Source organism: Paenibacillus sp. fava2 (genome assembly GCF_058313675.1).
On record NZ_CM177755.1, the window covers coordinates 3,553,516 to 3,576,985 of the forward strand.

The 23,470-nt window shown below is 49.8% G+C and carries 25 protein-coding genes and 1 other annotated feature; of the genes, 23 read left to right on the plus strand and 2 right to left on the minus strand.

What is annotated here, in order from left to right; genetic code table 11:
* Positions 1 to 110 precede the first annotated feature (110 nt).
* Positions 111 to 554 carry a thermonuclease family protein gene (locus AC4G46_RS15345; protein WP_491128690.1) on the minus strand — a complete coding sequence of 148 codons (444 nt, stop codon included), beginning with the start codon at positions 552 to 554 and terminating at the stop codon, positions 111 to 113.
* On the opposite strand from AC4G46_RS15345, the gene AC4G46_RS15350 reads away from it, so the two are divergent.
* The 9 genes from AC4G46_RS15350 (at position 538) to AC4G46_RS15390 (ending at position 7,379) form a co-directional block, all read left to right on the plus strand.
* A complete protein-coding gene (locus AC4G46_RS15350; protein WP_491128691.1) occupies positions 538 to 972 on the plus strand; it encodes a hypothetical protein in 435 nt (144 codons plus the stop codon). The two genes, AC4G46_RS15345 and AC4G46_RS15350, sit on opposite strands and share 17 nt — an antisense overlap.
* Before the next feature lie 53 nt (positions 973 to 1,025).
* Positions 1,026 to 1,382, plus strand: a complete 357-nt coding sequence (locus tag AC4G46_RS15355; protein ID WP_491128692.1) for a hypothetical protein — start codon at positions 1,026 to 1,028, stop codon at positions 1,380 to 1,382.
* Positions 1,383 to 1,442: 60 nt separating this feature from the next.
* Positions 1,443 to 1,711 (plus strand) — a binding site (T-box leader).
* 61 nt (positions 1,712 to 1,772) lie between these two features.
* Complete coding sequence (lysS, locus tag AC4G46_RS15360; protein WP_491128693.1) at positions 1,773 to 3,332, plus strand: lysine--tRNA ligase; 1,560 nt, start codon at positions 1,773 to 1,775, stop codon at positions 3,330 to 3,332.
* Between the two features lie 92 nt (positions 3,333 to 3,424).
* The gene (locus tag AC4G46_RS15365) at positions 3,425 to 4,141 is read left to right on the plus strand and encodes a YebC/PmpR family DNA-binding transcriptional regulator (protein ID WP_491128889.1); all 717 of its coding nucleotides are present in this window, start codon (positions 3,425 to 3,427) and stop codon (positions 4,139 to 4,141) included.
* Positions 4,142 to 4,204: 63 nt separating this feature from the next.
* The gene (locus tag AC4G46_RS15370; protein WP_039873030.1) at positions 4,205 to 4,384 is read left to right on the plus strand and encodes a hypothetical protein; all 180 of its coding nucleotides are present in this window, start codon (positions 4,205 to 4,207) and stop codon (positions 4,382 to 4,384) included.
* Positions 4,385 to 4,469: 85 nt separating this feature from the next.
* On the plus strand, positions 4,470 to 4,904 hold the full coding sequence (locus AC4G46_RS15375; protein ID WP_491128694.1) for an NUDIX hydrolase: 435 nt from the start codon (positions 4,470 to 4,472) through the stop codon (positions 4,902 to 4,904).
* Positions 4,905 to 4,969: 65 nt separating this feature from the next.
* A complete protein-coding gene (locus AC4G46_RS15380) occupies positions 4,970 to 5,734 on the plus strand; it encodes a TSUP family transporter (protein ID WP_491128695.1) in 765 nt (254 codons plus the stop codon).
* A gap of 24 nt (positions 5,735 to 5,758) precedes the next feature.
* Positions 5,759 to 6,217, plus strand: coding sequence for a GNAT family N-acetyltransferase (locus AC4G46_RS15385; protein WP_491128696.1), 459 nt, complete (start codon positions 5,759 to 5,761; stop codon positions 6,215 to 6,217).
* The gene (locus tag AC4G46_RS15390; protein ID WP_491128697.1) at positions 6,210 to 7,379 is read left to right on the plus strand and encodes an alanyl-tRNA editing protein; all 1,170 of its coding nucleotides are present in this window, start codon (positions 6,210 to 6,212) and stop codon (positions 7,377 to 7,379) included. Before AC4G46_RS15385 ends, AC4G46_RS15390 begins: the two co-directional genes overlap by 8 nt.
* 84 nt (positions 7,380 to 7,463) lie before the next feature.
* On the opposite strand, the gene AC4G46_RS15395 is transcribed toward AC4G46_RS15390, so the two are convergent.
* A complete protein-coding gene (locus AC4G46_RS15395) occupies positions 7,464 to 7,988 on the minus strand; it encodes a YfiT family bacillithiol transferase (RefSeq protein WP_491128698.1) in 525 nt (174 codons plus the stop codon).
* Between the two features lie 84 nt (positions 7,989 to 8,072).
* On the opposite strand from AC4G46_RS15395, the gene AC4G46_RS15400 reads away from it, so the two are divergent.
* From AC4G46_RS15400 to AC4G46_RS15465, 14 genes are all read left to right on the plus strand, one after another.
* Positions 8,073 to 10,424, plus strand: a complete 2,352-nt coding sequence (locus AC4G46_RS15400; RefSeq protein ID WP_491128699.1) for an ABC transporter permease — start codon at positions 8,073 to 8,075, stop codon at positions 10,422 to 10,424.
* Positions 10,425 to 10,441: 17 nt separating this feature from the next.
* Complete coding sequence (locus tag AC4G46_RS15405) at positions 10,442 to 11,218, plus strand: ABC transporter ATP-binding protein (RefSeq protein ID WP_491128700.1); 777 nt, start codon at positions 10,442 to 10,444, stop codon at positions 11,216 to 11,218.
* Positions 11,219 to 11,284: 66 nt separating this feature from the next.
* The gene (locus AC4G46_RS15410) at positions 11,285 to 11,971 is read left to right on the plus strand and encodes a response regulator transcription factor (protein WP_491128701.1); all 687 of its coding nucleotides are present in this window, start codon (positions 11,285 to 11,287) and stop codon (positions 11,969 to 11,971) included.
* Positions 11,958 to 13,238, plus strand: a complete 1,281-nt coding sequence (locus tag AC4G46_RS15415; RefSeq protein ID WP_491128702.1) for a sensor histidine kinase — start codon at positions 11,958 to 11,960, stop codon at positions 13,236 to 13,238. The genes AC4G46_RS15410 and AC4G46_RS15415 overlap by 14 nt, the downstream gene beginning before the upstream one ends.
* Before the next feature lie 141 nt (positions 13,239 to 13,379).
* Positions 13,380 to 13,601, plus strand: coding sequence for a hypothetical protein (locus AC4G46_RS15420; RefSeq protein ID WP_491128703.1), 222 nt, complete (start codon positions 13,380 to 13,382; stop codon positions 13,599 to 13,601).
* A gap of 165 nt (positions 13,602 to 13,766) precedes the next feature.
* A complete protein-coding gene (locus AC4G46_RS15425; RefSeq protein ID WP_090714123.1) occupies positions 13,767 to 13,946 on the plus strand; it encodes a hypothetical protein in 180 nt (59 codons plus the stop codon).
* 142 nt (positions 13,947 to 14,088) lie between these two features.
* Positions 14,089 to 16,053: a GTP-binding protein gene (locus tag AC4G46_RS15430; RefSeq protein ID WP_491128704.1), complete on the plus strand. Its 1,965-nt coding sequence runs from the start codon at positions 14,089 to 14,091 to the stop codon at positions 16,051 to 16,053.
* Between the two features lie 91 nt (positions 16,054 to 16,144).
* Positions 16,145 to 16,546 (plus strand): NUDIX hydrolase, encoded by a 402-nt coding sequence (locus tag AC4G46_RS15435; RefSeq protein WP_491128705.1) that lies wholly within the window; start codon positions 16,145 to 16,147, stop codon positions 16,544 to 16,546.
* A gap of 168 nt (positions 16,547 to 16,714) precedes the next feature.
* On the plus strand, positions 16,715 to 17,140 hold the full coding sequence (locus AC4G46_RS15440) for a DMT family transporter (RefSeq protein WP_068724547.1): 426 nt from the start codon (positions 16,715 to 16,717) through the stop codon (positions 17,138 to 17,140).
* 22 nt (positions 17,141 to 17,162) lie between these two features.
* Positions 17,163 to 17,660, plus strand: coding sequence for a DMT family transporter (locus AC4G46_RS15445; protein WP_491128706.1), 498 nt, complete (start codon positions 17,163 to 17,165; stop codon positions 17,658 to 17,660).
* 263 nt (positions 17,661 to 17,923) lie between these two features.
* Positions 17,924 to 18,085 (plus strand): epilancin family lantibiotic, encoded by a 162-nt coding sequence (locus AC4G46_RS15450; RefSeq protein WP_128083592.1) that lies wholly within the window; start codon positions 17,924 to 17,926, stop codon positions 18,083 to 18,085.
* A 64-nt stretch (positions 18,086 to 18,149) separates the two neighbouring features.
* Positions 18,150 to 19,091 carry a S8 family serine peptidase gene (locus AC4G46_RS15455; protein ID WP_491128707.1) on the plus strand — a complete coding sequence of 314 codons (942 nt, stop codon included), beginning with the start codon at positions 18,150 to 18,152 and terminating at the stop codon, positions 19,089 to 19,091.
* 4 nt (positions 19,092 to 19,095) lie between these two features.
* Complete coding sequence (locus tag AC4G46_RS15460) at positions 19,096 to 22,179, plus strand: lantibiotic dehydratase (RefSeq protein ID WP_491128708.1); 3,084 nt, start codon at positions 19,096 to 19,098, stop codon at positions 22,177 to 22,179.
* A gap of 10 nt (positions 22,180 to 22,189) precedes the next feature.
* Entirely contained in the window at positions 22,190 to 23,461 is a 1,272-nt protein-coding gene (locus tag AC4G46_RS15465; RefSeq protein ID WP_491128709.1) for a lanthionine synthetase C family protein, read from the plus strand.
* The last annotated feature ends 9 nt before the right edge of the window (positions 23,462 to 23,470 follow it).

Genomic DNA, 23,470 nt, shown 5'->3' on the forward strand with positions numbered 1-23,470 from the left:
GGGAGCTCAACTGAGTGGAATAGCGGCGCTCCTATCAGCTCAACTGAAAAACAGTCATCAAATTCTCTATCACACAATGGGCTATTAAAGCTATGCTTGCCTGCTGTTATTTACTGCTGCTTTTGAGCAGCCGCCTCTGCATTAAATCCCCTGTCAGTGACGTAATTGTCAATACTCCAGACCCTGAGCCGGGATTCCCGCGCCTTCGTTTCAATCTCTCTAAAGTCCTCTACGTACCTGGTATCCGGCGGGAAAACAGCCACTCGGGCCAGCCCCTTTTCCAGCAGCAGCTGATTAACCATCTGATCGTCAACATAAGCGTATGCCAGCAGCCTGCCGTATTGATCCCGCTCCGATTCGTCAAATTCTAGATGAACCGTCTGGCCTGCAAGAAGCTCCTCCGTATAGTCACGCGCTTCCAGAGCATAGGGCTCTGGCTCGTTTCCAATCTCGGGCGTGTCAATCAGCAGCAGGCGTACCTTCTCGGTACCTAATTCATCGGTGCGGATCCGGAAGGTGTCTCCGTCGATAACCGAGGTGACTTCGGCTTCCATTGTTTTTGAAGTATATATGAATGTGCCAGCCACTTTGAAATCTCTTAATATGAAAAAATTCTGTATTGAAGTAGCCTTCTCAACAAGTGAAGTTCCAGGTGCGGTAACAACCGATAAAACGAAACTTATAGCCACTGTGAGCAGTGAGATTTTGTTAACACGCTTGCTGGATTTTCGGGCGGAAGCACTCCTGCGACCAACAAAGGATGGTTTGATTAAGCTGACCGCCCAGACGATTACTGCCAGTATGGTGAATAAGAGAAATAATACTGCCGTAAAAGATTCATTTGATAACATCCGTAAAAGCTCCTCTATAAACAATAATGTTGCCAGTGTAGCAGAAAATATCTACCTTGAATACCTGTACATAGCCGTCAGCCGTCAGCCGTCAGCAAAGAAAGCTTTAATCACAAATTAAACATCATTTACATATTTACCCAAATGAATTATGGTTACGGCAGGAGGGATGTTATGGAGCCATATGCTGATCGGCAGGTTGAGCGCAGGGCCAGACCGGGAAGAATCAGAAATATGTTGATTGTGCTTGTGGTTTTGCTGGGCGTGCTTGCATTGCTTAATCCGTCCACTGAGGATTTTGCGGAGTATGCCGCTGATGATCTGCAGGAAATACTAGGCGCATCACTGCCGGATGGCGTTAGTCAGGCTGTGATCCGGCCGCTGGTGCAGAGCCTTGCAGAGAGGGATAATTACATCATTTTTTCCGTTTTCAGTCTGCCAGACATCCAAGACACGGATACTTTTATCGGAGACATCAAGGCGAAGCGGCAGTATATTGGCCTGTTCAAAATCTTTTTCATCAAAATGTAGAAATGAAATTTAAACTTGAAAAGGCATAGCAAATCATGTTTAAATAGGTTTAATTGGATAAAAAAAGCGATGATGAGAAGAGTAGTTAAGCAAACGTTGTTCACAGAGAGCTCCAGCCCGGTGAAATGGAGCAGCAATGTGCCTGACGAATAAAGTCTCTGAGCTGCATACGGAATTGGGCAGAATGATCGCCCAAGGATGCTATGACGGGAGCTCCCGTTACAGAGCTAGGGTATAAGCGTTATTGCCGTACCCGAAGAGGCGGGCCTGGCGACATGTCCGCGAACAGAGGTGGTACCACGGTGCTTATGACAGCTCCCGTCCTCAAGATGACAATCTTGAGGCGGGGGCTTTTTTGTTTTTTATTAAAGAGCAGAGGAGATTATTAACATGCATTGGGCACAAAAAATCGCAAGCAACTTGATCAGCAGCCATCCTGAGTGCCAGACCTTTGTATGCGCGTCGGGCATCAGCCCGTCGGGCTCGGTTCATATCGGCAATTTCCGCGAGATTGTCACCACCTATTTCGTTACCCAGGCGCTGCAGAGAGCCGGGAAAGAGGTTCGTTTTATTTTTTCGTGGGATGATTTCGACCGGTTCCGCAAGGTTCCCGCGCAGCTGGACGCTTCATATGAGCGGTATATTGGTATGCCGTACACCAAGGTCCCATGTCCATGCGGCAGCCATATTTCCTATGCTGAGCACTACGAGCAGGAATTTGAGCAAGCGCTAAGCGCTTTTGGCATCCAACCCGAATTCATCTACCAGAGCCGTGAATATCAGTCAGGCAGGTATAACCAGGCTATCCTCCATGCCCTGCGCAGCAGAGGGGAAATTTACGACATTCTGATGATGTTCAAAACGAGCAAAGCTACTGAAGAGGAACGGGCAGCCTTTTATCCGATTCAGGTCTATTGCGAGCGTTGCGGAAAGGATACGACCAGTGTCCACGCTTTTGACGGGGAGTCGGAGGACATCATCTATAGCTGCAAATGCGGCTGCTATAACACGCTTCACGTTCCGCAGGCTTCGAACATCAAGCTGCACTGGAAGATAGACTGGCCGATGCGCTGGGGGATGGAGGATGTCGTATTCGAGCCGGGCGGCCGTGACCATTCCTCCGAGACGGGGAGCTATAATGTTGCCAAAGTCATCGCGGAGAAAATATTCGGTAACCAGCCGCCGTATTACGTTCCTTATGAGTTCATCAACATTAAAGGCAGCCATGCCAAAATGTCCAGCTCGTCTGGCCATAACTATACGCCGGATGATCTGCTGAAGGTATACGGGCCGGAGCCGATCCTGTTCATGTTCGCCAAATATCAGCCGGATGCGGCCTTCAGCATCGGCCTTGATGAGGATGTACTGCGGAACTATACAGAATTCGAGCGGTTCCGCAAAGCTAATGCCGCCGGGCAGCTGGAGAGTGAGGACATACGGGCGGCTCTTGACCTGGCCCTGCGCAATCCCGAAGACCCGGAAATACCGGGCTTCAGTCAGATTACGGCCCTGCTGCCTCTGCTTAACTGGGACAGCGGGCTGCTGCAAAGACTGCTTGTTCAGGATGGCGTGCAAGCCGGCGAAGAGGCATTATTCCGTCAAGCCGCAGAACGGGCTGAGCACTGGATCAGACATTATGCCCCGCACAAGCTGGTAACAGTGAACAGCAGCCCGGACCGGGTACTGTATCAATCACTGGAGGCTGCTGAACGGGAGCGGATTTTGGCATTCTGCGGCCTGCTCCGCAGCGGATTTTCCGATGAAACAGAATTTATGCAGCAGGTGTACGCTATTTGTCACGATGCTGACAAAAAGACGATGAGAAGCAATCAGAAGCGGCTGTTTACTATCCTATATCAGCTGATTCTGCAGCAGCCGGAGGGTCCAAGGGTTCCTGTACTAGTTCAGGCACTGGGCAAAGAGCGCGTGCTAGCGCTGCTCGACTTCTAAACGGAGCTCCGGTGCCCTTTACGGGATCGTCCCAAGAGAGGTATAATATAACGGACTGTTTATAACTTATGTTGGAAAGTGAGTCGAACACTATGGGCCGTAAATGGAATAATATTAAAGAGAAGAAAGCATCCAAGGATGCCAATACAAGTAAGGTCTACGCCAAATTCGGCGTTGAGATTTATGTAGCAGCGAAGAAAGGCGAACCGGACCCGGAATCGAACCGTGCGCTGAAGGTCGTTCTGGAACGCGCCAAAACTTATAATGTACCGAAGGCCATTATCGACCGCGCCCTGGAAAAAGCTAAAGGCAGCGGCGACGAAAACTATGTAGAGCTGCGTTATGAAGGCTTCGGCCCGAGCGGCTCGATGATTATTATTGATGCATTGACCAACAACGTGAACCGTACGGCTCCGCTTGTCCGTTCCGCATTCAGCAAAAACGGCGGGAACATGGGTGTCAGCGGATCTGTAACGTATATGTTTGACCCGACAGCCGTTATCGGCCTTGAAGGCAAATCTGCCGAAGAAGTAATGGAGCTGCTGATTGAAGCCGACGTTGACGTGCGCGATGTGCTGGAAGAGGACGAGGCGGTCATCGTATACGCCGAGCCTGACCAGTTCCATGCTGTGCAGGAAACACTGCGCGGTGCCGGTATTACGGAATTCACCGTAGCAGAGCTTACCATGCTACCGCAGAATTATGTGGAGATTCCGGAAGATGCCGAGGCCCAGTTTGAGAAGCTGATCGATGCTCTTGAAGAGCTCGATGATGTACAGCAGGTCTATCACAACGTTGATTCCGAATAATCCGGGCTGTTCATTGCCACAATAAGGTGAACCGATTTTTAGTACCCTTAAGGAGGCAGCGCAGTGACAGATCACGCCAAACCGGATAAGAACCTGATGAACACTGTGGATGAGCTGGACCATGCGGCAGTTACCAGCCAGCAGGCACAGCAGATGGAGCAGAAGAAGCTCGACATCCGCAAGGAGTCCCTTAGCGATGACAAGACAACTTATAAGAAGAATGAACAGAATTCTTATAAGTAATTACTGCATCCATACGGATTTAAGGGAGCGGCAGGAGATGATCCTGCTGCTCTTTTTTTATTTTACGAGGGAGGAATAGAACAATATGGCGGAATTCCGGGTGCTCAGTGTTGTACATATCATGCTGGTTCAGGGCGGCAAGGTGCTGCTGCTTAGACGCTTCAATACAGGACATATGGACGGTTATTACGGCTTTCCCGGCGGGAAGCTGGACGGCGGGGAAACGCTGCAAATGGCGGCAATCCGGGAGGCGCGGGAGGAAACAGGGGTGCGGATTGATCCGGCACATTTGCATATGCTGGGGACAATGCACATTAAGACAGCGGACGCGGAACGGATTGATTTTTTCTTCCGGGCCGAGGAGTGGTCGGGGGAAGTGAGCAATATGGAGCCGGACAAATGTGATAAGCTGGGCTGGTTTGACCTGAACAAGCTCCCGGACAATACCCTTCCATTCATGACAAAAGCGCTGGATGCCTTTGGATGCGGGGAATGGTTTGTGGAATACGGCTGGGATTAAGCTTACACAAGCCTTCCAGATTACAGGTTTAATATACTCATTGTCTACATAGCAGGAGGCCGGGGATGGATCATATTAGTACTGGAATGATCATAGTTTTAGTGGTTTGCGGCTTTCTGGCCGGTTTTATTGATTCTGTAGTGGGCGGCGGCGGCCTGATCTCAATTCCGGCGCTGCTGTCGGCGGGCATTCCGCTGCATCTTCTGCTAGGAACGAACAAGCTGGCTGGCACCATGTGCTCTTTTACCAGTACAGCTTCCTTTATTAAATCCGGTAAAATCAACTTTCAGCTCATCAGGCTGTTAATACCTTTCTCTATTGCGGGGGCGGTTGCTGGCTCTTTTACCGTCCGGCAGGTGCCTTCAGAATTTCTGAAGCCGCTGGTCATCGTGATGCTGGTGGTGATTACGCTCTATACATTGTTCAAAAAATCCTGGGGTGATGTGTCCACCTTCTCGGGCAGCAGCAAAAAAACCAGACTGACCGGCATGGTGGTCGCCCTGATCATCGGGTTTTATGACGGTTTTTTCGGTCCGGGGACGGGATCGTTTCTGATCTTTGCCTTTCTGATGCTGGGCTTTGAGTTCGTGACGGCAGCCGGCAATGCCAAGGTGCTGAATTTTGCCAGCAATATCTCCAGTCTGCTTACGTTCGTTGCGCTGGGCTCGGTGAGCTACTCCTATGGTCTGGTGCTTGGTGTACCGATGGTTATCGGCGCTATACTCGGCTCTAAGGTTGCTATCCGCAAAGGAGCAGGATATATCCGTCCTTTGTTCATTGCGGTAACAGTGATCTTGATCGGCAAACAGATATGGGATACGATGCACTAAACAGAGCGAGATAGAGGTGGAAATATGGACATAAGGTTCATACCTAAGGAACAGGCATGGCAGTTAAGGCATGAGGTCATGTGGCCGGAGCGGGAGCTGGATTATGTGAAGCTGGCTGATGACGATGCCGGGAAGCATTACGGGCTGTTCGACGGTGAGCGGATGATTTCCGTTGTTTCTTTATTTATTGAAGGCGAGGACGCACAGTTCCGTAAATTCGCGACATTGGAGTCCGAGCAGGGCAAAGGCTATGGCAGCAGGCTGCTGCAGCATGTGCTTGCGGCGGCGGCGCAGCGCGGAGTCCGCAGAATCTTTTGCAATGCACGGAGCAATAAAGCCCCTTTTTATCAGAAGTTCGGACTGGCTGCAACGGGGCAGTCGTTCACTAAAGGCGGTAAAGACTATATCATTATGGAACGGTTATTCGGACCAGCCGGAGCCGGAGCTGTAAACAGAAACGGAGCGGAGCAGACAAATGACTGATAAATTATATTATGCATCAGCTTATATACAGGAGTGGGAGACAAAAGTCAGCCGGATTGAGGAAAAAGAAGAGGGGCTGTATCTTGTCCTGGAGCAGACAGCCTTCTATCCGCATGGCGGCGGGCAGCCTTGCGATACCGGCACCATCGGCGGCATTCCGGTGCTGGATGTCATTCTTGAGGGAAGCGAAGTGTTCCACAAGGTGGAGAGTCTTCCCGGAAGCGCTGAAGTCAGCTGCAGGCTCGACTGGGAGCGGAGATTTGATCATATGCAGCAGCACAGCGGGCAGCATCTGCTGTCTGCGGTATTCCGCGAGCTGTGCGGGGCGATGACGCTAAGCTTCCATCTCGGAGCTGATTACGCGACTATTGATGTTGAGCTGACAGAGCTGTCACCGGCCAGAATGCTGGAGGTGGAGGCCGAGGTTAACCGGCAGATTGTTCTGAACCGCAGTATTACCAGCTATTTCGTGAGCGGTGAAGAGCTGGCCAGCCTGCCGCTGGTGAAGCAGCCTACAGTGACTGAGAATATCCGGATCGTGGAAATTGAAGAAATTGAATATAACGCCTGCGGAGGTACTCATGTCCCTTCAACCGGAGCAATAGGGATGATCAAGCTGCTGAGAGCGGACAAGCAGAAGGGGAACATCCGGGTGACCTTCAAATGCGGCGGCCGCGCACTGGCCGAGTTCAATGACAATGTGCGTATTCTGGGCGCCTTGTCCGCCAAATTCAATACCGGCAAGGACGAGATTTTGGACCGGATTGAAAAGATGGAACAGGAGCAAAAGCAGCTTCAGGCCGAGCTTACAGCACTTAAAGAGCAGAATGACGGCTATGCAGCAGGCGAACTGCTGGCGGCGCAGGAGCAAGGCAGCAGGATTATCGCGCAGACTTATGAACAGAAATCACTCAAGGATCTTCAGAGCCTTGCGGTCAAGCTGACTGCGCTGACTGATCTGCCGGTGCTGCTGCTGTCAGCAGCCGAGAATAAACTGGTGTTCGCGCAGAGCGGAAATGCCGGGCTGTCCTGTGGCGCGTTCTTTAAGGAGCACCTCGGCAGCTTCGGCGGTAAAGGCGGCGGCAGCGACAAGCTGGCCCAGGCCGGCTTTACGGACTGGGAGCAGGCCCTGGCATTTTATGAATTTGTGAAACAGCAGTAACATACAAAACCTGCCTTAGGTTTGGATGATCAGAATGGATTATCCACTTTCCCGGGCAGGTTTTTTTTAGATGTATCGGGTTGTTTACCAGCCCATGCGGCTGCATAGCGAGGTAATATGGGCAAGGTGATGCTTGCCGTGCCAGGCATAAATGCCGATGTTTCTGCCTAATGAAACTACACCGGATTCCGGATGGATAAAGGTTTTGTCCATATCGGCAGGAGTCAGGTCTTGCAAAACGGTTACCCAGCGCTGATGCAAGGTTTCGATGAGCAAAAGGGATGGCTCAACCGGTAAGGCATAATCCGGCAGCTCGGCCCATTTTGTCTCCTCATAAGGCTTAATTACCGGCTTGTCTTCCGTTAGAGCCAGTTTAAACCGGACATAAGCATTCATATGACTATCTGCAACATGATGGATAACCTGCCGCACCGACCATCCGCCCGGACGATATGGGGTATCCAGCTGTTCATCATTCAACTCTTTTACAGCCTCCCGCAATAGTCCCGGTAATTCTTCAATTTGCTTGATCCACGCGGTGGTAACATTAGCGGTAATCTCACCGGCATACTCAAACGGGCCAATCGGGTATCTCAAATCCGTCTCCATCGTCAAAATCCCCCCCAGTTAAGGATTATTTAATAACTTCCCCATTATAATCACTTCAGAGGATATGAGAAAGGGGAACGAAGCGTGTTTTTTAACATTCTGAAAAAGGATCTGCGGCGCAAAAAAACGATGAATATCGTGCTGCTCGTGCTGATCACACTGGCTACAGCCCTGGTGGCGAGCGGAACAAACCTGATGTACACCACCTCATCGGCCATCGGGTATTTTATTGACAAGAGCAATGTCGCGGACCACAGTATCACCATTCCCGATACGGCGGAGAACAGGCAAAAGATTCAAGACTGGGCCGGTAATCAGCCTATTATCGGTGAGGTATACTCCGAGCCGCAGATCAGTGTAACCAGCCAGCAGATTAAGCTGCCGGCCGGCCGGAACGGCTTTTCAAGCAATCTGGTGCTTACACTGGCGACGTTGCCTGACAAGGTTAATCTGATCTTCAGCCAGGACGATCAGCAGTTTAAGCTGGATGCAGGCGAGATCGGCATACCGGTAAGCATCAGAAATGCTACCGGCATGGAGCTTGGCGACAGCATCACTATGAATTTTGACGGCATCTCCAAAAGCTTTACAGTAACAGAATTTTTCAAAGACGCCTTTTTGGGAGCCGACCTGATGGGGCTGAAACGGCTGATGATTTCGCAGCAGGATTTTACTGCCATTCAGAGCACACTTCCTGAGGAAGCAATCTCGGTGCAGTATAGTTTTATGGCAGCTAAAGGAGTGGAGTCTTCAGCGGTAACGGCAGCTTTTGCCAAGGAGGATCTGCAGGCGAATTTTCAGGTCGACAAGGGGCTTGTAAAAACCTCTTTCCTGACGGATCAGATCATTTCCGCCATGCTGTTTGTAATCAGCCTGTTTCTGATTTTCATAGCTTTTATAACACTGAGATTCACCATTGTGTCTACGCTGCAGGATGAATACCGGGAGATCGGCGTGATGAAGGCCATCGGCTTTAAGAACGGATCGATCAAGGGGCTGTACCTGGCCAAATATTCAGGCCTTGCTGTCATAGGCGGAGCCGTCGGACTAATTGGCAGCTTTCCGCTGAGTGCCCTTATGTCCCGTAAAACAGCAGAATACATTATTTTACCCGGTGGCATAACCAACATTATCATTTCCATAATCAGTGCAATAGCAATTGTTCTGCTGACCCTGCTGTTCTGTATCCTGTGTATGCGCAAAATTAATAAAGCCTCTGCGATCGACGCGATCAGACAGGGCCATACCGGCGAAAGGTTCAAGCCTTCACGCAGGTTCCATCTTCACCGCAGCAAACGGCTGTATCCGATGCTGTTTCTGGCAATGAGCGATGTTGTAAGCCGGCTGAAAAGCTATACCACGTTAATCCTCACCTTTATTCTTAGCGCAGCTATCATCATTATCCCTATCAATCTGACCAATACGATCCTCACACCGAAATTCATAAGCTATCTGGGAACAACGGAAGCGGATTTCTATACGAAAGCCGTCGTGGCTGATAAACCGCTGAATGAGATCCGCGGGGAGCTGTCGAAGGTAGAGCAGCAGTTTAAGGAGCAGAAGTTCGATGTGGAGCTTTCACTGGAATACACGGCATTGACAAAGTATATCTCCGAGGACGGCGAGAGCAACAGAAGTATATCCGGCACGAAAAACGAGCCTGCGGCCAATCTTGAGTATCTGCAGGGAACGGCTCCTGAGCTGGCTAATGAAATAGCGATTACCAGCATTATGTCAGAGGTCTATCACAAAATGCTTGGTGATTCTATTGTATTTGAAATAGACGGCCAGCAGCATTCCTTCCTGATCACCGGTATTTTTCAGGCCATCTCGAATGAAGGCTATATGGTCCGGCTGGCCGGGGAATTCTACCCGCAAATGACAACATCTTATATGATTACCGGCATGATTCATGCACCGGATCAGGACAAGGCTGCAATCACGGCAGAGATGAAGCGGTTATTCAGCCAGTACGAAATTAAGACTGCTGATGAAATGCTGAAGGAGGTTATCGGCGGCTTTATCGGTCAGCTAAAAAGCGTCATCGGCCTGCTTACGGTCATTGTGTGCCTGATTATCTTTTTTATTACAAGCCTGTTTGTACGGCTGCTTATCAGCAAAGAGATCCAGGGCATTGCCGTTATGAAAAGCCTTGGCTTTACAGACGGTCTGATCCGGTTGTGGCAGGTGCTGCGGATTATGATTCTGCTGACAGGCTCGCTGATTATAGGCGTGCTGGGAGCCAATATTCTCGGTGAACGGCTGTTCGGCTTCGTCTTCCGAATGTTCGGGCTTACTGAGCTTCACTTTCAGATTATGCCTTTGCAGGTTTACGTGCTGTACCCGCTGGTGATTCTGGCTGTAGTGGTAACGGCGGTATATACCAGCTGCGGACAAATTAAACACATCCATGTCTGGAATATGAATAAAGAATAATCAGGAGGAATGAAACGATGAGTACCATACTTGAAGTTACCAATCTGTGCAAAACCTATATCGTGAACAAAAGTCAGCATAATGTGCTGCGGAATATTAACTTCACCCTGCATGAGGGAGAGTTTGTGTCGATCATGGGACCTTCCGGCTCCGGCAAATCTACCCTGCTATATACGGTCAGCGGGATGGACCGCCTGACAGCGGGAGAGGTCCTGTTTAACCGGAAGCAGCTGTCACAGCTGTCGCAGAATGAGATCGCAGAGGTCCGGCTGCATGAGATGGGTTTTATTTTTCAGCAAATGTATATGCTCGGCAACCTGTCGGTCTATGATAATATCATATTATCGGGCTATCAGGCGATTAAGGGCAAAGGAGATAACCGCAGCCGCAGTGACATCAACGAGTATGCCGACAAGCTGATGCGCAAGCTGGGGATTATCGAAATTGCCGGACATGACATTGCCGAGGTGTCGGGCGGACAGCTGCAGCGGGCCTGTATCTGCCGGGCTTTGATCAACGCTCCCAGGATGCTGTTTGCCGATGAGCCGACCGGGGCACTGAACTCCAAAGCCGCCAAGGAAGTGATGGAGGAGCTGTGCCGGATCAACCGGGAAGGTACGACGATCATGATCGTCACCCATGATGTGAAGGTAGCCGCGCAGACCGATAAGGTGCTCTATATGGTGGACGGCAACATCCAGGGCGAGCTGAAGCTTGGCAAATTTGCTGAGGCGGAGGGCGTCAGAGAACGGGAGCGCAGGCTGAATGAGTGGCTGATGGAGCAGGGCTGGTAGGCGGGGGAATCAGTGTCGGCTAATTGCCGCCTTGCCTGCCTTAGAGAGATAGAAAGTACAGGAGGGATGGCATTGGCTGATATTTTGGTCATTGAGGATAATCTGGAATTGTCTGCGGTTATACGGGATTTTCTGGAGGCGGAGGGCTACTCTGTAGCATCTGCTTCCAGTGCCGAAGAGGGACTGGAGCTTCTGGACAGCGAGGCAGTGAAGCTGCTGCTGCTCGATATTATGCTGCCCGGGATCGACGGCTTTGCCGTGTGCAGGCTGGCCAGGGAAAAATACAATCTGCCGATTCTCATCATGAGTGCCCGGCACGGAGATGACAACAAGATTATCGGGCTGGAGCTGGGGGCAGACGATTATCTGGAAAAGCCGTTTACCATTCAGCTGCTGATTGCCAAAGTAAAGGCGCATATGCGCCGGAGCTATGAGATGAATGACAACAGGCAGCTGCTGACAGACGGCGACCTCCTGGTCAACCGCTCCTCCATGCAGGTGTTTCTGGCGGAAGCTACGGTGTCCATGACAATGAAGGAATATGAGCTGCTGGTGCTGCTGCTGAATAACCGGGGTAAGGCGCTGCGCAAGGAGTGGCTGTTCGAGCAGGTGTGGGGAGCGGACAGCTTCAGCGAGCCGTCTACGCTAACTGTACATATTAACAAGCTGCGGGAAAAGATTGAGCTTAATCCGAAGCAGCCGAAACGGATTGTAACAGTGTGGGGAGTAGGCTACAAGTATGAAGCGGTTTGACCGGCTGATTCTCTGCACGATAAGTATCGGTATCGCGGTGATTGCCTTGTTTACCGCCTATGGCTTCAAGCTGACAGGAGACTCAGGAGACAAAGCATACCGGATTGAGGTCAACCGGATTACCCGGGAGGTAAGTGACCGGCGTGAGCCCGGTGCACTTAAGCTGGACGGATACACCTATGTGCGAAATGCTGCATGGCTTGAATGGAATGCAGAGCCGGAGGCCGTACGCGGATTTTTTGACGGCACAGGTGTGCAGAACAATGCCGAGTATACTGTTAAACCTATATACCGTGGAGATGAGCCGGCAGGTTATTTGAGGCTGGAGTATGCGTCAGGTACAAGCCGTTCGCCTCTGCTTCTGCTGACGGTCATACTGCTTGGTGCAGTACTTACTGCCATATGCGGCCTGCTTATGTACATCCGCAAGCAGATCATCAGGCCGTTCCATACGATTGAGGAGCTTCCTTACGCATTATCCAAAGGCAATCTGACTCAGGACATGAAGGAGAGCAAAAGCAGGTTTTTTGGCAAATTTGTCTGGGGGCTAAACCTGCTGCGCGAGACGCTGGACCGGCAGAAGCAGACCAATCTGCGGCTGGAAAAAGACCGCCAGACTCTGATCGCCTCCCTGTCGCATGAGCTCAAAACACCGGTCGCTGCGATTAAGCTGTACTCCAGTGCGCTGGCGGAAGGGCTCTATGACAACGAAGACAAGTGCAGGGCATCCGCCAGCCTGATCGGCCAAAAGGCCGGACAGATTGAGGAGATGATCAGCAGCATCATTTCTGCATCCGTGTCATCTTTGCAGGAGACAGAGGTGCACGCAGCGGAATTTTACCTGAAAGACTGGATCAGGCGGGTGGCGGAGCATTACAAGGAGCGCCTTGAACTGCTCAAAATCCGTTTTGAAGTGGGTGAACCTGAAGACAAGCTGCTGCTTGGGGACCCGGATAAGCTGCTGGAGGTTGTGGACAACCTGCTGGAGAATGCAATCAAATACGGGGACGGCACGCTAATTAGAATCAGCTTCCGGGAAGAGGATTACCGCCAGCTGATCCTTATTGAGAACACCGGCGCTCCCGTTCCGGCCATCGAGCTGCCGCATATCTTCGCCAGCTTCTGGCGCGGCTCGAACAGCGCCGGCAAGCAGGGCAATGGCCTGGGCCTGTTCATTTGCCGCCAGCTGATGCGCAAGATGGACGGGGATATTTACGGTGAAGCTTATGCGGAGGGGATGCGGTTTGTACTGGTATTGCGGTACTGAGTTAATAGATCTGGCTTAACTACATAAGGCTAAGAGGAGCGGCTTGCGGTCTGAGGCTGCTCTATTTTTATTGAAGGAATTAAGGATACTTTTAACGAACAAGTATTAAATCCAGCTGTACTAATGCATGTTGATGAGAGGATGATGGATGTGGGAAATGCGGTAAACAATCTTACGGAAGACCGAAAAGCCGAGTTAATAGATAAATATGGTCTATCGGTTGAGCCTGATCCGTCAAAAGACACTCTGCTCCAAGGCGACTTCGGCTTTTCTGTTAACTTTCCAATGCTGATTGCAGCAACTTTTCTTGTATTGGTATTGGGTGCTCTGTTGTATTTCTGGTTTAAGAAAAGAAGGTTGTGAAGGATAATATTGACATTTAATGACAGGTCTTTGAACAGAACAGTACCCGGTCTATACTTTTGGATTGCCGAAATAACAGCTACATTACATATTCCCGTCTTTCAGAGTTATTTTCTCCGGTTTGGGTAATATTGGATATACCTGAATGAAGTGGAGGCGGGAAAAATGAGAACTTTTGGACGAGGCGTGCTGTATTCCATTATTGTCATAGCGGTCCTACTTCTTATTTCGTTTATAATCGGTGATACTGTAACCCTTCCCTGGTATATTTTTATTCCTTTGTTTGTTCTGGTCTGGGCGCTGGCTGTTTATCAGGAGGGACGTAACCGTTCCAGGCAAGGATAGATAATACGTTTCATAGGATTGATCATACACGGCAAACCGCCCATAATGAAAAGGGATGGTTTGCCGTGTATTTTGTATGAGGTACATAAATGTGTATATAAAGGAATCGAATCATACTTTTGGAGGTGTACTACCAGCAAGAATGACTAAGAATATTACAATCGGTCTGCTGGCCCACGTCGATGCCGGAAAGACGACGTTCGCCGAGCAGCTGCTCTACCATACGGAAGCGATCCGCAGCAGGGGCAGAGTGGACCATAAGGATACTTTTCTGGATACCCACGAGATTGAAAAAGCGCGCGGCATCACTGTTTTCGCTGATCAGGCGGAATTCATCTACGGTGATTCACACTACTTTTTGCTGGATACACCCGGCCACGTCGATTTTTCTCCGGAGATGGAACGGGTACTCCAGATTCTCGATTATGCCGTTGTGATTGTCAGCGCAGTTGAAGGTGTGGAGGGTCATACGGAGACGGTATGGCAGCTGCTGCGTTCCCATAAGGTTCCAACCTTCTTTTTTATCAATAAAACAGACCGTACCGGCGCCGACCCGCAGCGTGTGATTAGCGAGATTCGCCAGCTGCTCAGCGGAGATGCCGTTATGCTGCCGGAGCTTGATGCTGAGGGTGTGGATGAGGAGCTGCGCTCTTTTTTGGCGGAACGGGATGAAGCGCTGTTTGAGGCATATCTCGATGGAAGCCTGGACGAGCCGGCCTGGAAGGAGGCTCTGGTTAAGCTGGTGCGGCAGGGCAAAGTCTTTCCTTGCATGGCAGGCTCCGCTCTGCTGGATGAAGGGATCGGCAGCTTCCTCCGAAATTTGGATGCACTTGCAGTAACGGAATATGATTATCGTCTGCCTTTTGCCGGGAGAGTCTACAAGGTGCGCTACGATGACAAGGGAACAAGAATCACTTATATTAAAGCGCTGCAAGGTGTGCTTAAGGTTAGGGAGGAGTTAACCTGCGGTCCTGCAGGAAAGCGGATCTCTGAACGTATTACCGGAATCCGGCGGATTAACGGGGCGAAGACGGCAGCAGCCGACTGGGCTGCTGCGGGTGAATTGTTCGCCGTTACCGGCGTAACGGCTGCCGGGCCGGGCGAAGGCGTTGGAGAGCTGGTAGATACCATAGGCAGCGGACTCGTTCCTGCGCTAAGATCAAAGGTCTGCTTCGAACCGCCGGTTCACCTGAAAGAGGTGCTGCAGGCGTTTCAGCAGCTCGGTGCGGAAGACCCCTCGCTGAATGTAAGCTGGGATGAAATGCTTCAGGAGCTGCAAATTCAGGTAATGGGGCAAATCCAGCTGGAGGTGCTGGAGCAGGTGCTGCGGGAGCGGTACCGAATTCAGGTAACCTTTGGTGATCCGGAGATTTTGTATATGGAGACGATCGAGTCAATAGCCTATGGCTGTGGCCATTTTGAGCCGCTCGGCCATTACGCCGAAGTTCATCTGAGGCTTGAACCCGGTGAAAGCGGGAGCGGCGTAACGATACATAATAAGTGTCACCCCGATCATCTGGCTGTGGGCTACCAGAATCAGATTGTTCAGGTGCTGCTGGACAATGGCCATCACGGCCTGCTGACAGGCTCTCCGCTGACCGATGTGCAGATTACGCTGCTGAGCGGCAGGGCCCATAATAAGCATACGTCAGGCGGAGATTTCCGGGAGGCTGCGCTGCGCGCATTACGCCAGGGGCTCGAGCAGGCGGAGAATGTGCTGCTGGAGCCGTTTTATGACTTCAAAATCAGAATTCATGCCGATCATGTAGGCAAGGTGATGTCCGATATTCAGCAGGCCAGCGGAAGCTTTACCGCGCCCGAAATAAACGGTGAAACGGCTATCCTTACCGGAACGGTACCGGTTGCCACTTTCATGAATTATCCGGTAAGACTTGCTTCCATGACACAAGGCAAAGGTGCCCTATCTCTGCGGGCCGGTGGGTACCAGACCTGCCATCAGTCAGGACACATCATCAGTATGAAGCAGTACGATAAAAATGCCGATCCGGCCTACCAGTCGGCTTCGATTTTTTGTGCCAAAGGACAGGCTTATTCTGTCCCTTGGGATGAGGCGGCTATGCATATGCATGTTAAGCTGGAGCACTGAGACATTTGCCGGAGCAATTGTGTAGGACATCTGTCCTTTATGGAGCGGGTAAGATAGCTTTTAATGGATAAAAGTGAATGGAGGGTAGCAAATGACCAAAGTGATAGACAAGATTGCCTGGATTCATATGGTAGACGGGAAGGTGCTCGGCGCTCGTTCTCACGGTAAAGACACCTATTATTTCCCCGGAGGCAAACGGGAAGCGGGCGAGACGGACAACGAAACGCTGATCCGCGAAATTGAAGAGGAATTAACGGTACACATTATTCCGGAGAGTATCCGGCATTTTGGCACATTTGAAGCTGAAGCACATGGTAAAGAACCCGGTGTGCAGGTGCGGATGACCTGCCTGACCGCAGAATATAACGGTACGCTTGCCCCGGCAGCAGAAATTGCTGAACTGGCCTGGCTTACGTTTGCAGACAGGGAGCGGGGATCGGCGGTCAGCAGGCTGATTTTTGACCGGCTGCATGAGATGAAGCTGTTATCTTAATCGAGTATATGTTTATTAAAGGCCCGTTTCAGCCTCTTAAAAATGAGGATTGAAGCGGGCTTTTTGGTGCAATGCTAAGGGGAAATTGTGATTTAGGACATATGTCCTTCACGGATTACGCCAGATGTCATTTAATTAAGGCAGAGATTACAAAGAGGAGAGAGAGACATGAAGGGAATCATTTTTGCCTTTATAGGCGGGGCGTGCATTACGCTGCAGGGGGTTGCAAACGCACGGATCAGCCAGGACATCGGCACTTGGCAGGCAGCAACAATCACACAATTAACCGGTTTTATTATGGCTTTGGCGATTCTGCTGTTCGTACGCGACGGGAAGAAGCAGGGCTTCAAAAAGGTAAATCCGCTGTACCTGACCGGAGGCGCGCTGGCTGCGTTCATTATTTTCAGTGAGGTAACCGCTATTCAGCATGTGGGAGTTACTTTGACTATATCTGCACTCCTGATCGCCCAGTTGTTCATGACCTTCATGATCGACAGCAACGGCTGGTTCGGGGTCGTGAAGCAAAAAATGCGGCTGCCGCAGTTCATCGGAATCGGAATGATGATTGCCGGCGTGCTGATTCTAAAACTTTAATGCAAAGAAGGGGATAATTTTTATGATAATCGGCATTATATTGGCATTGGTGGCGGGCGCGCTTGTGGGCCTGCAGAATATTTTTAACAGTAAAGTCAATGAGCATACAGGCTCCTGGTCGACCACGACACTCGTTCTTGGCATGGGCTTTATCGCTTCACTTATTATGGGGCTGATTACTCAGGGGACCGGGATGTTTACACTCCAGCATATGCAGCCGTGGTACTGGTTCAGCGGTGTGATTGGTGTCGGCGTGGTAATCTGCCTGGTGCAGGCAACGAAGCTGCTTGGTGCAACTTTTGCGATTTCAATTGTGCTGACCTCGCAGCTGGGATTCGCGCTCCTATGGGATTCTCTTGGCTGGATGGGGCTGGAAAAGGTTCCATTTAGCCTGAATCAGCTGCTCGGTGTGCTGGTCATCGTCGGTGGTATTCTCGTCTTTAAGCTTGGCGGCCGTGAAGCGGGACGCCGGGAGAAGAAGGCGCCCGGTCAACAGCGGCAGGTGCTGCATACCGATTAATATATGAGAGCTAAGCTCCGTAATTCTGCTGAGGCAGATTACGGGGCTTTTTTGCTGCTGCAGATTAAAATTTTAATTAAATGGTGCATTTTATGAGGTTTGGAGTGCTTTTCAGGAACAGAGCACAAAAACCGGGGGGATTTGATATATTCTTGGTCTATCGACAGCAAAGACAACACATAAGCATCATCCGAATAAACGAGATTTAGGGGTGCCACTAATATCAAGTTTATTAATCCAAAACCAGAGAGGAAGAAGAAAAAATGAATACAAACCAAATGTTTGACCTCGATTTGAGAAAGAGCTACGAAGCAAGCGACCTGAGCCCTCAGGCTTCAATTGTCAAGACAACAATCCAAATATCCAAAGCAGTATGCAGAACACTTACTTGCATCTGTACCGGCTCTTGTTCTAATTGTAAATAATTCATAAGGGCTTGATAAGTTAGAGGTAGTGAATAGCTGCCTCTAACTTACATATGGAGACTGTATGTTTAAACCAAACATTTATAACTGGCACACCGCCCGCATGACCGATCAGTTCCAATATCATGCAGCTTCCGGCCGGCCTCTTACCATTCTGTTTATTGATACAGGCGCCGACAAATTCCACCCGGAGCTAAAGGGCAATCTTATTGAAGCAGAGTGCAGATCATTTGTGCCTTATGAGTCCTGTCTGAGTGATTATATCGGCCATGGCACACAGATGATCAGCTCTGTTACAGGCAAAAAGATGTTTAAGGGAATAGCCCCCGCTGCCAGCGTTGTTGTCTACAAAATAACCGATAAAAAAGGGATTAGCAAGCTTGATTGGCTCTATAAAGCACTCGAGGAAGGTATTTCCAAAGGGTATCCGGTAATCAATATTAGCTACCGAACGGAATACGAATTGGACCTGCTCGAATTTGAGCGGTTTCAGGCCTTGATTGACTTTGCCGGCAGACAAGGGATTTGGGTGGTTTGCTCAGCGGGGAACGACGGGCGTGATATATCACAGGAATTCAGGGTGCCCTCAAATTTAAAGGGAGTGTATCCGATCGGTTCGACAAATAAGAATGGCGGGGTGTCCTTGTTCAGCAATACGCTCAGCAGCCAGTTTTTTGCACCAACTGGCGATGAGTATGAAGTGAATTACGACAATGACTGGGTCATGGTTGCCAAATCGGAGCTTGTCACAGGCGACTATTTATATGAGGTACTGGGCTTTGACAAGGCATATACCGTAGGAATCGGTACCAGCATAGCCAGCGCATTATTCAGCGGTGTTGTTGCCAGTCTTGCCGGTGAGCTCATAGCCCAAGGCTTGAAGCCCGATCGTTCTGTAATGGAGGAGCTGCTCCGTATGGGTGCAAGGCCTGCCGGTACCAAGCAGGAGCATTATGAAGTGAGTCTTTCAGGCTCTATTCGAGCTTTGAGACAGATGAGAGGTTGATTGCATGCTGCAGAAATTCGAAATATCGGACACCTATATGTACCGGAAAACACTGCTCAGCCTGGAACAATATACTGATTTGTTTGACCTTAAAGTGCAGGATGACGATGAATACCTCAGTAGTCTGGTACGTTTTATTGAAAAGCAAGGGTTACTGGATTCGATCTTCATCTCCAGCACTGCGACATACACGGCGCTGCAAAGTCTGAATAGCGGAAAGGCAATGAAGCCCAAAAAGAAACGGAATCTTATTCTGAGCCTTACCAAATTTATATCGCGTGCGATTTGCAGGCCGACACCGTTTGGGCTGTTCGCAGGAGTCGGCATTTCCCGGTTTGGAGCAGAAGGGCTGTCACCGGAAGAAACAGTCTGGGTGTCAGCGGACTACAGTCTGATATACAGCTTGATTGAGCTGTTTCACGGGGATGCGGAAATCCGGAATGAGTTAAAGCTTAGTGTGAATAACACTTCCTACACAGACCATCACAGGCTCGTTATCTCCTATCAAACCACCTTTACAAAGGTACAGGAGGCACAGAGTGCTGAAAATATATCGGTTCTCAAAACGCCGGTCATAGATTTCATTATGGATATTCTTTACCGCGAACGGCAGTCCTTCCTCCAGCTTACTAAAGCAGTAAACAAAGCATTTGGCGTGGATGACAGCATCAGCGTGACGTTTGTACGGCAGCTGATGGAACAGGGCTTTCTGGTAAGTGAACTGGTCCCTGATCCCCGGGAGGCTGCTCCGCTTCACCATCTGGCCGGTACGTTGAAGAGAATGGCTGCGCCAAAGGCAGCATATTATGCGGATTCACTCGAACGGATTGCTCATGCTATACAGGACATCAGCACGGCTCCAGTCAAGCGGGACAGTATTGAAGCCGCTTTGCAGCAGGTACGTGCAATTCTTCCTGATTATGAAGGCGACCTGGTCAAGGTTGATATCCGTTTGGATCAGGCAAACGAAATTCCTTTATCAGACAACGACAGGCAGACTCTTGCGGAAACAGCTTCGATTCTGAGCCTGCTTTCTACTTATACAAAAGAAGACACGTTGTCAGATTACCGGCAGCAATTTACCGAAAAATATGGGGTATACGAAGAAGTACCGTTGCTGGAGTTGTTTAGCCGGACTATGGGGATTGGTAAACCGGAAGAGTACAATGGCAATCACCAGAGCGAGGGCAGGAACAGGCTCAAGAATGAGAGCCGCTTCCAGAGTCTGAAAGCGCTGATTGCAGAGTGGCAGACGGATGCTATCGCCAATCATACCGATATCGTGCTGGATAACACCAAATTAAGTAAGCTGTCTGAGCTTAGTCCGGCAGATATCCATGTCTCCTTCGATTTATATTATTCCTGTATGAAGAATGAACAAGGCGGGGTTACCTTTTACCTAAATAACAGATCCGGATCGCCTGAAGCTTGCCAGACCTTTGGAAGATTTGCTTATATGTTCGACAAAGGGAGCAGGGAAGAAATTTTTAATTTCATCAGAGAACCTGAGAAGCAGGAGGCTGGCGTACATTCTGCTGAAATCTCCTTCTACCCGTCGAATCCAAAGGTCGCTAATATTATGACCGTAGGCCGGACACCGGACCCTTCACTGGGTATGGGGAGCTTCCCTGTAAATCACGGGCTGGATATCTCCCGGCTGCTGGTAGGTGTGGAGGAATCGGGCTGTTTTTATCTAAAGCACAGAGATACGGGAGAATTGGTGTTTCCGAAGCTTAGCAGTATGTATAATTCAGCACTGGCCCCCGGTCTTGTCCGGTTCCTGAATGACATTAATCAGCAGTATCAGACCGGCTGGTCACACCTGGAGGAATATCTTTATGATTCTACCTATACTCCTAGAGTTACCTATAAGAATATCGTTATCAGCCCTAAAAAATGGGTGTTATATGCGGATAAGCAGCTTCAAAGCGAAGAACAGTTTCTGGCCTTCCTGGATGAATGGATCATAAAAGCTAACCTTCCGCGATATGTATATCTGGTGGAATTAGACAATAAGCTGCTGCTGGATCTGCAGCATCTCCATCACCGGAAGTTATTACACAAAGAATATACGCGGAACCCGGAAGGCAAGGCAGCTGTTATGACCGAAACAGAGCTTGAGCTTTTCTCTTCCGCCAACCGGTATATGGAGGAGTGCGTGTTCTTTGGTAAGAGCAGCTCATTCCGGTATTTGCCGGTACAAAGATTGTCTGCACAAGCCACTGATAAACGATTGAACAAAGTGTTAAGCCCCCCGGTTAAGGCAGTCTATTACCCGGGCTCGGACTGGATGGCCTTTCAGTTATATTACAATCAGGAGCTGCTGACTGACCTGTTGGGAAATGCCTTCAAATCGTTTATGGATCAAGGGCCGGAAAACTTTGTTGAGCGAATCTTTTTCGTCCGTTATGCGGATAAAGAGCCGCATGTCAGGCTGCGGTGCAAGGTGCCGGGAAGTGCAGAAAGCGGACGTATGACTGCCTTAAACTATATTTTCGACTTCCTGAACAGTATAGTGTCATCCGGATTGGTCAGTACGTATACGATTGTACCTTACCGTCCGGAAATTTTGCGGTATGGAGGTACAGTGCTGATTGAACAAGCAGAGAAGCTGTTTGCTCTCGATTCTCAGCTGGTATCTGGTTACTATTCCGGAAAAAGGAAGATTGATACAGCGGACCAGATGTTGTTTTGCTGTACGGGAATGCTGGAAATGCTGCGATTTGCTTATCCGAATAAATCTGATCAATTAGCGGCACTGAAGCCGGTTACAGATCATAAGCGATTCAGGCAGGAATACCGGGAGCGCAAGGAAGCTTTATTTCAATTCATCCAGCAGGACTATGATGCTGAATTACAATTAACTGACACGGTCAGCAGGCATATGCAATATACAGCCTACTTCAACGCAATCCGGGAAACGGATAACAGAACCAATTATTACGATGATATTCTGTTCAGTCTCCTGCACATGTTCTGCAACAGAGTGCTCGGGCTTGACCGGGAAAAAGAAGAATTGGCTCTGCATCTGTGCTTTTACGGACTGGAGGATTACATGCAGTCAAAGAAATATCATGCTGTGTATTAAGGAGGGTTATATGGCAGACGAAGCGGTCAGAGAGTGTTTATCTGAAATGGTCAGACATAGTGCGGAAGTTTTCAAGGATATGAACAAAGTACGTACACTTATAATGAAGCATGCCATGCATGATTATCCTGAAATGGATCTTCTTTCGCTGGCCTCGGGTTATCCGGGAATCAGTATTTTGCTGGATAAGCTGGATGAGGTTTACCCGGAGGAGGGCTGGGATGTGCTTGCGTTCCGCTATAATCAGGAGATTGTACGGTTAGCTGGCAGCATGCCGGTTCATTCTCTATCTCTTTACTCAGGCTTGGCCGGTCTCATCTTTATGTTTAACGAATGCTCAAGAAGCTCAACGAGATATACACATGTTCTGTCGCAGCTCCTTGATGTGTTTTTTGACAGCTATGCAGCGTTTTTTGAAGAAACAAGGAGTAAGCTTGAAGGCGGCTTGCTCGTGGACAGCGATCTGGATTTGATTTCCGGATGGACGGGAATCGCCGCTGTTTTGATGGAGGTAAAGGAGCAGCAGGTCCATTACTCCGGTAGACTGGTTGGAGCGCTTAATCAAATCCTGCAGCTGATTACCGGGGCCGTGGGCAGGTTGAACAATTATGAAAAGCTTCCTGAACAGAGCGTCTACTACAACCTGGGCATGGCACACGGAATTACAGGGGCGATTAACCTGCTGTCTGTTGCCAAGCTGCGGCATTATCCTATAGAGGGATTAAGAGAAGTGCTGGAAGTTGCGGGGGCATTCCTGAAAGGGAACATCCGGCAGTGGCATGGCACCTCCGTTATACCCAATATGGTTATAGCAGATCCGGAAGCCGGGAATGGGCATAATCCGTCGTATCACCGTGATGCCTGGTGTTATGGTACACCGGGAGCATCTGTGGCACTGTTCCATTTAGGCCTGGCGCTGGAAGACAACTTAATGCAGACACAGGCGGTGCACTTGTTTAATACTGTCTATTTACGGCCGGATGGGCTAAGAAAGGTAATCTCACCAACAATTTGTCATGGATATGCCGGACTGCTGCTGATTCAGGAGCACTTCAGGCGTGCTGCTGGCTTGCAGGGCGGGGAGGAGTTTCTGCAGCGTCTGCTGGAGCTGCGGAGTGCAGAGGATCTGTTAGCTTTTGCTGACATTGAGGGAACTGCCGAGAAACCGGTCTGTCTGGATAAAGTCGGGCTGCTAGACGGATGTGCAGGTGTACTGCTGACACTGTTGACCTATGACAACAAGCATTTATGCACTTGGGAACAGATGCTGCTGTTCAGCTAAAAGGAGGAA